This window comes from Enterococcus sp. 7E2_DIV0204 (assembly GCF_002140855.1).
In the GTDB taxonomy this organism is placed as follows: Bacteria; Bacillota; Bacilli; order Lactobacillales; family Enterococcaceae; genus Enterococcus_L; species Enterococcus_L lemimoniae.
On the sequence record NZ_NGKY01000003.1, the window covers coordinates 96,959 to 110,781 of the forward strand.

Annotated in this window: 11 protein-coding genes; all 11 read right to left on the reverse strand. The window is 35.0% G+C overall.

The window, feature by feature from the left end; genetic code table 11:
* Window positions 1-175 precede the first annotated feature (175 nt).
* Complete coding sequence (locus tag A5819_RS17540) at window positions 176-1,438, reverse strand: glycosyltransferase (protein ID WP_086353077.1); 1,263 nt, start codon at window positions 1,436-1,438, stop codon at window positions 176-178.
* A 21-nt stretch (window positions 1,439-1,459) separates the two neighbouring features.
* Window positions 1,460-2,722: a nucleotide sugar dehydrogenase gene (locus tag A5819_RS17545; protein ID WP_217808609.1), complete on the reverse strand. Its 1,263-nt coding sequence runs from the start codon at window positions 2,720-2,722 to the stop codon at window positions 1,460-1,462.
* 52 nt (window positions 2,723-2,774) lie between these two features.
* Window positions 2,775-3,476, reverse strand: a complete 702-nt coding sequence (lepB, locus tag A5819_RS17550) for a signal peptidase I (RefSeq protein ID WP_254907334.1) — start codon at window positions 3,474-3,476, stop codon at window positions 2,775-2,777.
* A gap of 5 nt (window positions 3,477-3,481) precedes the next feature.
* Window positions 3,482-4,150 (reverse strand): hypothetical protein, encoded by a 669-nt coding sequence (locus tag A5819_RS17555; protein WP_086282096.1) that lies wholly within the window; start codon window positions 4,148-4,150, stop codon window positions 3,482-3,484.
* Window positions 4,151-4,186: 36 nt separating this feature from the next.
* The gene (locus tag A5819_RS17560; protein WP_086282095.1) at window positions 4,187-5,308 is read right to left on the reverse strand and encodes a DUF916 and DUF3324 domain-containing protein; all 1,122 of its coding nucleotides are present in this window, start codon (window positions 5,306-5,308) and stop codon (window positions 4,187-4,189) included.
* An 82-nt stretch (window positions 5,309-5,390) separates the two neighbouring features.
* Window positions 5,391-6,200 (reverse strand): WxL domain-containing protein, encoded by an 810-nt coding sequence (locus A5819_RS17565; RefSeq protein WP_086282093.1) that lies wholly within the window; start codon window positions 6,198-6,200, stop codon window positions 5,391-5,393.
* A gap of 35 nt (window positions 6,201-6,235) precedes the next feature.
* Window positions 6,236-7,042, reverse strand: coding sequence for a WxL domain-containing protein (locus A5819_RS17570; protein ID WP_086282090.1), 807 nt, complete (start codon window positions 7,040-7,042; stop codon window positions 6,236-6,238).
* A complete protein-coding gene (locus A5819_RS17575; protein WP_086282089.1) occupies window positions 7,039-7,386 on the reverse strand; it encodes an LPXTG cell wall anchor domain-containing protein in 348 nt (115 codons plus the stop codon). Before A5819_RS17575 ends, A5819_RS17570 begins: the two co-directional genes overlap by 4 nt.
* A 13-nt stretch (window positions 7,387-7,399) precedes the next feature.
* Window positions 7,400-9,547, reverse strand: coding sequence for a WxL domain-containing protein (locus A5819_RS17580; RefSeq protein ID WP_086353078.1), 2,148 nt, complete (start codon window positions 9,545-9,547; stop codon window positions 7,400-7,402).
* A 263-nt stretch (window positions 9,548-9,810) separates the two neighbouring features.
* Entirely contained in the window at window positions 9,811-13,506 is a 3,696-nt protein-coding gene (locus tag A5819_RS17585) for a pectate lyase-like adhesive domain-containing protein (RefSeq protein WP_086353079.1), read from the reverse strand.
* 69 nt (window positions 13,507-13,575) lie between these two features.
* Window positions 13,576-13,823, reverse strand: a 248-nt coding sequence (locus tag A5819_RS17590; protein ID WP_176271500.1) for a helix-turn-helix domain-containing protein, incomplete at its 5' end; no start/stop codon positions are given.

Here is a 13,823-nt window from a genome sequence, read left to right on the forward strand (position 1 = left end):
GTCATTTGTTTATCTCCTTAAATTTTTTCCATTAAAAAAGTAAAAAACTTATAAAATAATTTTCACCTTGAAATTTATTTTTCCTCTATCCAACACAATATAAAAATCTGCATAGCGTATTTTAAAACTGGTATATCTAAAATGCCAATAAATTTTACAAACAAGTTAGCTACTATTATTTTCTTGTTCCCCAATTATTAACTTTTAAAGTTGCTAAAGCATACAGCCTCACCCCGTGAATTGTAAAAAAATGTAAAAAACCATATAATGGGGCTAAAAAGTAACACAGCGGATGTTTAAAAAGATAGTGTACATTTCTTGCATAAGCCGATATACAAGCCAGTACTAAAAAGAATAGCCAATCCACTGCTTTTAAATCTTTAAAATGCCATACTACATTATAAAACATAGCACATAAAAATATTACCCAAAGTAATAATTCTACAAATGACCAGATAAAAATAATTGGTTTTTTCTTGATTAACTTCATTGAAATAAAACTTTCTCTAAAAAAAGATTTACTCCACCTCACTTGTTGTTTCAAAAAAATATGGATTTTTTCTGGAACATCAGTAACACACTTAGCAGTCTCTTGATATACAGTCTTACCTCTTTCATTTGCATAATTTGTAAGACATCGATCATCCCCTACATCAGTTGGTGTACCTAATACAGTTTGATTCAAATATCTCTTCAAATTTACCATGATTACATCTCTTCTATAACAGCTAATAGGTCCAGAACACACTAGAATGTTACCCGTTACAGATTGTGATGCTCTTTCTACTCGGAAAGCATTATCATATCGCATGTCCAACAAATACGACAGTAAAGAGTTTTTTCTATTCCTAGCATTTATATGACCAGTAACTGCTTGAACTGATTGTCTTTTAAAGGGTCTCATTAACTCGTATAACGTATTAGGAAAAATTTCACCATCTGAGTCCATAGTAAAAAAAATTTCACCACTACTCCTGGTAAAAGCATAAGCCTGAGCATACCTTTTTCCTCTATTTGTATCTAATTTCCCAAATTTAATTTTGTTAATAAATTCATTATCAGATATTTTTCTCATCTCATTAACAACCCCATCAAGGACATAGTTCTCACTGCCATCATCTACAATGAAAATTTCTTTTACTGGATAACTTTGTTTGGAAAGACTTTTCAATAAAACAACTAGCGCTTCTTTTGATTCATTGTAAACAGGTATAACAACTGTAACTGATAATTCTGGAGGAATATTCTCATCCACTTTATAAAAAAGAGATAGACATGTTTTTATAATAAGGTATGTTACCATACACCAACCATAAATACTGAAAGTTTTCGCCATACTTCCATTGCGCCAATATCCAATTAATCCAATAAGTACTATACACAATACAAATGTAATAGATGATAAAAACAAATGTTCTAATTTCTTTTTTCTATCCATAGTAATCTCCTTTTAATAACTTTAGACAAAAGTATTACACATATCTACTATAAGATTACTATCTTTTTTAAGCTCTTTATATTCTATACTAGAATGTTTAGTCAAAATAACAACACAGTCATACTCCTGAAAGTTACATTTATTGTTGCTAATTACATTTACCAAATTCCCTTTTTTGTCTTTAAAATGATTTACATGCGGATCTATCAAACTAATATCTGCTTGTTTTTCTTTAAGAATTTCAAATATATTTAATGTAGGTGACTCTCTAATATCTCCTATATCTGCCTTATACGATATCCCAACTAACAGTATCCGTGAATTTTTTAATGACTTTCCAATCGTGTTTAGTTTATCCATAATTTTATCAACAACATAATACGGCATATTCATATTTATTGATTGTGACAGTTCTATAAATTTATTAAAAAAGTTCCTTTGTTTTCCCTTCCAATATAAATACATCGGATCTAACGGGATACAATGTCCTCCCACCCCAGAACCTGGATAAAATGGAAGAAACCCAAAAGGTTTTGTGGATGCCGCATCAATAACCTCCCAGATATTTATACCCAAGCGATCACACATTAAAGACATTTCGTTTACAAAGGCTATATTTACGCTTCGGAAAGTATTTTCTAGTAATTTACTCATTTCAGCTGTTTCTAACGAACTGACTGGAACGATAGAATTAATAATTGCTTCATACAGTAATTTTCCTAACTTCGTGCTTTCAGCTGAAATCCCACCTATTACTTTTGGTATATTATTCGTTTTAAAAACTGAATTTCCAGGATCTATTCTTTCTGGAGAGAAGCACAAAAAGTAATCTTTATCAATTCTTTTATTTATTGACTCAAAATAATCATAGAATATTTCTCTTGTACATCCAGGATATGTTGTACTTTCTAAGGTAATTAATAGTGGTTTTTTCATAAACAAGCCAACAGTTTTTGCTGAAAACAACAAATTACTAATATCGGGTTCCTGACTAACATTTAACGGTGTCGGCACACAAATACTAACCGCATCTATCTTGCTTATTTCTTCAAAATTTGTAGTAGCAAAAAAATTCTTTTCTGTAATATTTTTTTTAAGCATAGTATCTGGAATATCATCAATATGAGATTTACCATTATTTAGTGATTTTATTTTGTCACTATTCGTATCAAAACCTATAACGTTAAAACCGCAGTTAGCAAATTCCATAGCTAGGGGCAACCCTACATAACCTAATCCTATAACACCTATTTTTGACTGTCTCGAAATTATTTTATTTTTCATTTTACCCCCTATTTTCATCTTTATTTTTACTACTATATTTGATATCTAAACTTTAAAAATTTTTAAATTCCCTTAAGGGCGATAGTTGCATGATAACTTTACCAAGTAAACGCTCTTTCGCTATTAAACCATAATGACGACTGTCTGTCGCATAGGGTCGATTATCTCCTAACACAAAATAATACCCCTCTGGGATGTGGACTTTCTGCTCAAAATCTTCAGTGTAATTGCGCCCGTTTTTTTGACTTTCATTAATAGAATCAATCAAGACTTTCTCGTCTACGAGCTGTTCATTTACAAATAGCGTATCTTGTTTATAGGTTATTGTCTCACTGGGGAGTCCTATTATTCGTCGAATTTGAGGGTTTCTATCGCCAAAAGTAAAAGCAACTATATCAAAACGACGGAAACTACTATTTTTTTGAATCAGTATATTATCTTTTTCACGTAATGTCGGAACCATACTGTATCCATTTACCGTTAACACACGGAAAAAAAGAAGACTCAATCCCATTACTAAGATACTGCCCAAAACTAATGCCACAAATAAAAGTTTTATCTGCTCATTGATTCTTTGCCTTGATCGCTTAGGTTTTGATCCCCACACAAAACGACTTTTTGCTTTTTTAAGAGATGATTCAACCGAGGAATTATTCTTTGTTTTTTTCTCCTTTTGAACTTTTGTTGCTTGTATCTTTAATTTTTGTCTTTTTTCCGTGAGTCTAATATCGGTTGGTCTTTCATTACTTCTCACTCCGCTTACTTCTCCTTAGAAAACGCTGATTCATCAACTTTGTAGTATACAAATGTTGCTTTTTCATACGACTGTACTTTTTTGATATCTTCTAAGAAACTGTCACTAATAACACTATTGCCATAAAAATTTTTAGTCTGTGTACTAGCATTCATTCCCATTTGCTTAATTGCATTATAATAGCGATTTAGTATCAATTGACCTTCCTGTGAATTAGACGTACTTGCTGTCTTGGTGCCATAACTAGCCATAGCAGTAGCAAGATACCTAATATCTTTTTGTATCTTTTCTTCATCATCCCCTTTTTCTTTGGCCACAGTAACTTGTTGTTCAAAATCGCGAAGAAGATAGTAACCTTTGACAACTGAATCCGAATCGCCTGTTGTCAAATTCATTGCTTGGTAGTATGAAAAATATATAATAGCTCCACAAAACAGTCCCGTCCCTAAAAATAAAGATAGGCAATACCCTAGACTTCGTTTCCTCATATGCATAAAATTTGCACGTTTTCGTGCTATTATATTTCTTTTTTTCTTATTTTTGATTCGTCTTGACGGTAATCTATGAATTTGTTTTTGTATTCGTAAGATTTGGACCAAAAAATAGGCGAATCCTAGAAATAGAACGATTGTTAGAGCAATACCTATAATATAAATCCAATCTACGATAGACACTTTCTTCAGCTCCTATACTCAATTAATTCTTTGTTTCTATTTATTGATTTGTATCTTCTTTTTTCTTTTTTTACGTGACTTTTTCATTGCACTTTCTTTTGACTTTTTCTTTTTCCTAAGAAAACGAAGAACATAAAAAATAGTTAAAATAATCAAAAGAAAAGCTACCACCAATAAAAGAATCAAACGCCAGTCTACTTTTTTTTCTTGAACTAACCCTACATCACGTTCATTAAACTTATTAGCATCTTCATTCGTTATTTTAAAGCTTTCTTTCCAAGACCATTTTTTTTCTCCTGAAGTCACCAGAATATTAGCCTCATAGTCCCCTGGTACCATACGTTCCCCATTCATACTGATAGGAAAATCAATAAAAGAATTTGGCGCCATACGCATCGCAGTTTGTTTACGCTCGTATAATACTGTCTCTTTTCCCTTCTGAGTTAGTTGTACTTCTACAGTCATGTTATCCAGGTAAGCCGCCATCACATTAGAAAAGTTAACAAAAATAGTATTGCGGTAATTGGTTTGTCCAGCTTGAACGCTATTGAGAGACAAGTCTGGAGTAACCTTTGTATCTGTTTCTTGTAAAAGCATCGCAATAACATACGCATATTGATTGATAACCATAGATCCACTACCATCATTCTGCTTATCTGCTTGTCCAGCACGCATTAACTGAATACCTCCAGCAATGACACCATCATAACCTGTTTCTGGCATTTCTACCATCAGCTCTACGTTTTTGGTTTCTCCTGGTGCAAGTTCTACAGATTCTGGTGCTTTCACTATATCCATAAAATCAAATTTTAAGGATGGATCACTTTTAATTGTCGAATCACCATACTCAATAACACCGTTTTGATTTGTTTTTGCCCCATTTATTTTCACATCAATTGTTACTTTTTCATCACTAGGATTACTTAGCGCAATCTCTAATTGTTGCTTCTGCCCCGAGATCATTTTTAATTTGTAATATCCCAACTCTTTATCCACTTGATTATCTGGATAATTAATACTATATGTGAATCCTGTTGCTCCTGCTGGACTAACGTCTTTCGTATAACCAGGAACTGCTTGCAAAAAGAAACAGCAAGTAACCATTACACTAAAAAAGATACTTAGATATTGTTTAGTTAAAACTATATGTGATTTCATCACAGACCCCTTCTATTCTAAAATATTTTTTCTATGTACGCAGGGCAATAAAAGAACGTATTGCCCTGTATAAATCAAAATTCTATGGCGTTGTTTCTGGCGTTGTTTCTGGCGTTGTTTCTGGTTCTGGGGTAGCAGTAATTTTCCAAGTAATCGTGGCTGCATAGTCACCTACTGACATATTTGCAGCGGTCGTAGCTGGTACTGTTAATTTTACAGAATTAGCTGCTGTTGGATTCTCTCCTGTACCTCTACCAAATCCCATTGTATAACGACCTTTACCTTCTCTTTGCTCTCTTCCTGCAGTAACAATTGTTTTAGCATCATTTTCTGCAGCAGTTAATTGAAAAGCCGTTTGCACATTTGATGGAATCGTATTTGTATTATCTCCCTGAGCGGCAATTGTTCCATTACTGAAATCGATCGTAGAACCAGTGAGAACATTCGTTCCAGAAGTAAATTGCCTTGTCATTTGAGCTGTGATAGTATATCCATATTTTCCACCTGCACGAACATCTGCCCATTGAACAAAAGCGCCACGTGTTTGAGCCGTACCAGCCGTATTTGTAAACGATATTGGTGCCGCATATGCATTAACTACATTCGCAGAAGTAGTAATAGTGCCAAAATTTAAAGCAGTTGTTTTCTCAATCATCAATGATCCCGCATCAGGATTAGGCGTAACACCTGGTGTAGTTGGCGGAATGACTTCACCTGGTCTCTCAGGGTCAACTGTTGGGGTATCGGTACCACCTGCGGTTCCTTCTTGAACTGTTACGTTACCTGCTGAAGTTAGTTCAGTTGGCGCTGCGTATGCTGGTGTTGCCACTCCTAAAACCGTTACTCCTAAAATCGCTACTAATGTTGATGCACAAAGACTTCTTGCTTTCATATTGCTGTTCCTCCTAATTGTTTTTTTGTTTTTTATTAAGGCAACTTGGCTAATATCCAAGTTATCTCCGTTTGGTATTCTACCGGATGAATCTTCGTTGCTTCCGGTATACTTAGTGTGATTGCTGAATTGCTATACACTGGTTTACTATAAATACTGTCTATCACTGGTTTTCCTGCTTGATTTACTACAGGTGTCAGTGTTACAGGTTGATCGCTAGAATTCGTATCCGATGCGCCAAAAGCAATGGTCCAAACGCCTTTACCGCTGCCTGCTCTGGCAATTGCGACTTCGTATGCTGAACCAATTGAATTTAACGCAATCGTTTCTCTCATCACGGTTGGGGCTTCACTAGTACCGCTTGAATTGGCCCATCCTTTATCTAAAGAAAGAACCGAACCTTTTAAATCCTGCTCACCCGTTTCTTGAATGATGGGATTGGTAAACTGATAGTTTTGTTTGACTTGTAACGTCCAGCCAGACGATTCTGCTTGTTGATCTGTAATTTGAATGTAACTGCCTCTAGGGCCTGTTTCACCAAAAAACTGCTGCGCAAGCGCATGATAGGTCCGTCCATTTTTAGAAATTTTACTTTCACCAAAATCAAGAGCAGAAACGTAGTCAATACGAAGGGGGCCTTCGGTTGAAGGACTATCCCCTGGATCAACAACATTCCCTGGATTTTCAGGGTCAACAGGATTTGTCACCACACTTCCCTTGATACTAACCGAGCCTGATTGATCAAGCGTTTCAGGGGCAGCTTGGGCAATGATGCCTGTTTCGCTGGCTAGAACCAAACTGGCAATTGCTAGCGACCAGATACCGATTTGTGTTAACTTCATTTTTGCTCCCCCTTTCTACGTTTTCGTAAAAAGAGAAGCAGCGCCAATAAGAATAATATACCTATGCCAAAAATGCCGTAGTGTTTCAGCAGCTCACCCGTACTGGGAAGATTTTTTCCAGCTGGTTTCGCTGTTGCACTTGGTGTTGTCGGTTTCTGTGAACTTGGTTCAGTACTGGTAGATGAATCGGTTGGTTCGGTCGATTCTTCGTAAAACGAAATCTTACCACCTCGATTGACCTGGCCACCTGTTCCTTCATTGGCACTTGCACCAATTGAGTAACTAAAGATTCCTAGCAAAACAACCAAAAAACAGACGATTAATTTCGTTATTTTATGTTTCATTCTCCACTCTCCTTTATGGTTGTCCAGCCATGACTTTCCACGTAATTACTCCAACATAATTTCCTGTATACACTGTATCAGATGAATTAATTTGTAATTTGATCCCGTCAGTATTTGCGGTTTTCCCCCAATTGTCACTAACATCTAAGCTCCCTGCAGTGCCCTTACTATTGATATAAACAACTTGCGCATTGTTATTTAAAATTATTTCTTTTCCACCTGTAACATAACGTAAGGCATTGACTAATTCTTGACCGTTACCGTTTTTCATCGGCGTTGTTAAAGTAGCAGTTAAACCCCACCCATTGGCAACATCTGCCCGAGTATCTGTCACGATTAAATGTTTATCAATTACTGGGTCTTCTACTCGTTTAGTTGTTGCATTATAAGTTAAAGAACCAAAATCTATTGAGCTTGGTACCGAGGTCAAACTCAATACACCTTGTAGTTTGTATTGAACCGTTAGTGTAGTATTATTAATATTCACTGCTGTTTCATTGGCTGGTCGTTTGGCAATCTCATACCCAGCATTCGTAATTTTTCTTAATTGCGTTTGAACAGCCGTATTTCTAGTCAAATTTAATGTATCTCCCACTTTGGTGTTTATAATAACAGAATAGCCTTGAAGAACTTGATTTGCTTCATTAATAAATTGTACATTTAAAACTGATGGTGTATCCGCGATAGAAACTTTTATATTTTTAGTTACTGTACTTCCAGTAACATTGTAAGTAGCTGGTACTATATAATCTCCACTCTTGGGAATTATTTGTTTATCTGGCAAGTTCGTAATGTTAATATTTACTAAATTCGAATCTAGAAGACTCCCTTGCTGATTTGGCAGTAATTTCCATAACTTTACTTCTGATTTACTTCGAACAAAATTTGATAATTCAGTCTCTATTTGATGATAATTTAGCGAATTTATATAAATATCATTACTTCTCAATGCAAAATTATTTTGGCTTGAAAAAACAACCTTATCATCTTTTATGAATAGAGGAACTTCTATATTACCTACATTTCCAGCTTCATCAGCAATAGCTACATAAAACTTAGATACCCCAACGTTTCTAACTAAACTTTCTAAATCTTGATTTGGGGCTAAATAAACCTTCAATTTTTCTGTCGACGTTACATTGTCACTGTATTCTTGTAAAAACTTTGTGTAGTCAGTTTCATTTGCAATAAAATTTTTATCACCTAAATTAATAATTTGAAGTTTCCCTATGCCTTTAGGTGCTTCTGTATCCTTGTTAGTAACTAATTGAACCGTTCGCTTTGAACTCAACTGCCCCCATTTAGCAGTAACATTAAGCTTATACGTTTTCTCAGGTAATAGCTTTAGATTTTTTGTGTTAATATCTAATTCAAAATTTGATAGTGTATTATTAGCATTTTTAGTTATTTCTGCTACATTTTTTAATCCTTCCTCAGTTTCTATTTCTGCAGATATATTTACTATCGATGAATTTGTTACAGGAACTTTAACATTACCGTTGATTTTAAAACTAGAACCTATATTAATTTTTGATGGATACGTGGTAATATTCATGTCCAAAAATATGACTTCAGCGTTCGGTTCTTCATTTCTGTAAGATATCCGTCTTCCAGCGTATGAAGCACCTTCAAACATACTAAGTAATCTAACATGACTAATTGGTGGAATATACTCGTTTGGTCTAATATACACACCACCCTTGAAAGTGCTTAGCCCTACATTATACTTAACATTTGTAATTGTTCCATAATTAGCTCCAAAATCATTCCCATCTATACTAATTTTCCATAGAAAATCCGAAGGTAATTTACTTAAATCTCTCGCTTGATCTTCAGTCAAATATTTTGCGACTGGAGTATCCTTATCTAAAGCATATAGTAGTCTACCAGGATCCTCTTCATAAGACAAAATATATATTTTGTTGTTACCAATTTGTGAAACCTGCAATGCTTGCCATTTAAATCCGGTAGATTGTGTAACTATTGGAATTTTTCCTCCCTCACTTTCAGGTAATCCCATATATGCAGTATAGCCAGCATTAAAAACTTCAAATTTTGCTGTCGACCATTGAGGTTCAGCTCCATACATTACAGTAGTACAAAAATATGATGTTATAACTAAAATCAACACTGAAAATAATGATTTATAAAGTTTATTCATATTATTTCTTCCCCTCTTTCCATGATTTATTTAGCTTTTCTCATTACGTAACATGTATCCTCTACCTCCAAAAATTATATATTCTAGCTCATGGCTTCCTTTGATTTCTTCTTTAAATTGAATGACTAAATGAGAAATTATTTAAATTTTAACCTTCGTACTAGAACGTACTTGAACTATTTGAATAAACGAACATGCTTAGCAACACAATCAGAGAGCAGACGATTAATTTTGTTGTTTTATATTTCATTTTCCACTCTCCTTTATGGTTGTCCGGCCATGACTTTCCACGTAATTACGCCGACATAATCTCCTGTATACACTGTATCAGATGAATTGATTTGTAATTTTATCCCGTCAGTATTGGCCGTTTTGCCCCAACTGTCACTAACATCAAAGCTACCTGCAGTGCCCTTACTATTGGTATAAACGACTTGTGCATTCGTATTTAAAATCGTTTCCTTACCATCTGTAACATAGCGTAAAGCATTGACTAATTCTTGGCCGCTGCCGTTTTTCATCGGTGTTGTCAGCGTAGCCGTCAAACGCCAACCATTGGCAGCATCTGCCCGAGTATCTGTAACAACTAGTTGTTTATCAAATTCTGGGTCTTCTACTCGTTTGGTTGTTGCGTTATAAGCAAGCGAGCCAAAGTCTAAAGCACTTGGTACCGAGGTCAAACTCAATACGCCTTGCAATTTGTATTGAACCGTTAGTGCAGTATTATTAATCTTCACTGTAGTTTCATTTGCTGGTCGTTCGGCAATATCATACCCGGCTTTCGTTAGATTCGTAAGTTGTGTGGTAACACTTTCTTCTTTTGTTAAGTCAATCGTGTCTCCGACTTGGGTATTTAATTTAACGGTATACCCAGGTAACACTTGGTTTACTTCATTTAAGAATTCAACAGATAATACGGCATCAACATCCACAACGGTTACTTGGATCGTTGTTGTGATGTCTGTCGGTAATCCTGAATCAGCTGCTTTTACTGCTAATGTTACAGTGTAGGCTTTTGGTTGGAGTTGGCTCACATTATTTAAGCCGCCAAAGTCCGTTACCGTGACAAATTGAGTCAAGTCTGTTTTAGTACCGTTCGCTAGTTTAAAAGCATCTGGCTTACTATGCTGTAGGATATAATTTTTTAATTCTGTTTCTGGTAGATTTCGAATATCTACATAAGATGCCTCAAAATCAGATCCTACTACTGATTGTTTTTTTTCGTTAACTGTCATAGTCGAAACAATGGTTGTAGTATTTCCAGCTTCATCAGATAAACCTATTTTTATGATATGTTTACCAATTTGGCTCATGAATCCATCAACTGTAGTTTGCGGTGTTTCTGTATCAAAGACGTAGGTAAAATTTTGTTGTTTTGGATTTGAGTCTTTTGGATTTTTCACAAATTTATCTGGTGTTGGTGTTGGGTCATTTAATGCTACTTCGTAATTGACAGATTCACCTTCAGGAGGCGTCTTATCCATAACAGTTTGGATATCATAACTTTCTTTACCATTTAACCAAGCATATGCCTTAATCTTTTGTCCAGCTTCTAAGGTTACGTCATTTGGTAAATCGAAAGAAAACTTACCTTCATCATTTGCCACTGCATTAAACTTGCGTGCATCATCTTCTACTGGAGAATCTATCGTGCTTGGAGTTAATAACACATCGGAACTTGAATTACTTTCATCGGTAACTAAGTAAAAGTTCAAAGATGAATTTTTATTTGCTGTTCCGATTAATTTTTGACCATCAACCAAGGCTTTATTATCACTTGGCGCATCAAGTTCCACAATAACATCGGGAATATAGTCATACACGACCCTTGAAAAGTTTTCTGTTCTATAATTATCTATAAAATTTTTCTCCATAATATTCGTAATACTATTTCCAGAAACGTTCGTTGTTGTGGTTCCATTGTATTGGATTGTCACCCCATACATTGGTGTCCATTGGAAAGTTGGCATAACCTGACTACTATCTACTTTACTCCAAGCAGAAACTTTTTGTATATCTGCGATAAACGTACCTGGGTTCGACATATTAATTAAATTTACGTTAATGTTCCCGCGAGAATCTAAATCAATTTTTTTAGCATTTGCAAAATTAAAGATCGCACTGCTTCCGAATTCCAACATATTCCGTACTCCGCTACCATCCTTTATCAAAACCTCAAATATTCCTTTTTCTCCTATAATAAAAGAGGAGCCACTACCTCCATAAATCAGCGAAGATGTTGATGTATCTTCATTAGTAGACGTAAACTTAGTCACACCTTGGTCATGAACATTAAACTGTGCTCCTATTGAAAGATCTAGCATTCGTCCCGTTCCACCGTTTTTATTTAATACAAGACTTCCTTTTTGTGAAACATCAAGTTTAGCATTTTGCCCCATAGAAATAACAGGAGCACCTGTCGTCATTTGTTTGGCATTTATACTCATTACTGCGTTATTTCCAACATTAATCTCTGAACTTTGCTGCAACATGAATCCTCCACGTGAACCTGTGTTACTAATGGGACCATTAATATTTACATTAAAATTACTTCCATCGCCCAGATTAATGCTTGTAGTCCAATTCGATGTCGCTCGACTATAACCTAGTCTGACAGGCACACGTGTCGTACCTTCAGCTGTTTCAACGTTAAGATTAGCATTTTCCCCAACATCAATCTTCCCATTTCTTTGCACACTGATAACTGATGGAACGTTTCCCCCTGCAGTCCCCCAGGAGTTTGTTTCTCCTGAGCTACCTAAGGTACGAATTGTTAATACAGCATTCTCCTCTAATGTCAATGACGGCTGTATTGTAGCTACTGTATCATAATCAGAATAGTAACTTCCCAAAATCAGACCATCGCCTTGAGTCGTTTCTATGACTGTATTAGAATTTGGAAGAAAAATTGCAGTGTGTGCTTCTAAACCGGCTTGATTAGAGTGGTTACCCGGAATTGATCTGACAGCACCATCGTAAGAAATGTATTGTGTTCCTTGAGACTTAATGTTATTTTTCCCCTCAAAATATAATGTAGCTTGAAAAGCAGCGGTTACTTGTGACCCAGTGTAGTTTACATTACGATATGTAATACTGGATCCATAAGCATTTCGATCCCACATTGTTAGTGGTCCATACGCATGACTTCCGTACATATCTACATTATCAATAATTGCTTTATGGACTATAGAGGTATTCGTTCCCCATCTGTAGGCATATCCTAGAAAATCTAATGAATAACCATTTCCTAGTAACAAGTAATTTGGACGGCTATCTGCAAAAGTCCTATTAACGATATTGGTATTCGGTGCCGTATTCGTCATAGATGATTGCACATCAATAATTGTTACAGTTCCACTCATTAAAGCAGTATCTAACTGACTCCAATTGTTTACTTTTGCAACGTTTCCGACATAAATGATAATCTCCCTATTTAGCTCAGCACCCGTTCCAGATATACTCGCTGGTACCGTCAATGTTAAATGGAATTCCTTTAAGTCATTAGAGTTAACCTTATCAAGTCCATTTAGGTCAGACAATTGAATACTATCTGTCACATCGACTATAGAACCACCTGACAAACCATACGCTTTTGCACCCGTATCTTTGAGAACCATTTGCTTAATTGCATCTATGTCTCCGTTATATCCTTGAATATCTGACATCGTTTTCGCTATATTTTTTGCAAATATACCAATCCCATTATCAGCAAGTGCATAGTTAACGGAATCGATTTTATTTTGTTGAATCGTCTGTGATACTATTTTCGATGAATCTTTTGAAAGTTCATTATCTTTTAATCCAGCATTATTAATATTACTTGTATTTGTTGTAGCTGAATTCACGTTGGTATGCAAGCTAGCCTCTTCTGCATTGATTGTAAATGTTCCGGCGCAAAAATATATACTGGCGGCGACAAAACAAATTAAAAGTAAATAGCTAATTTTTATACCTTTCATTTTTATCTTCCTTTCCAACATTAATCTAGTCTTTTCATAAAAAACAGCTCCTTTTTAATAATTCTAGCTTTACTTATCACGTAACATATAACCCCTACCTCGTACTGTTACAAGTTCTAGTTCCCTGCTTTCTTTAATTTTCTCTCTTAAATGAAAGACTAAATTAGCTATTATATAATTTTTAATCTTATTGTTTTGAGGCCAAATGGCACTCGTAATTTTGTCATAAAAGACTGTATTATTCTTATTTTTGTATAAAAAAGAGAATAAATCAGACTCTTTTTTAGTTAAAAAAACTTCTCTTTGATTAATAACTA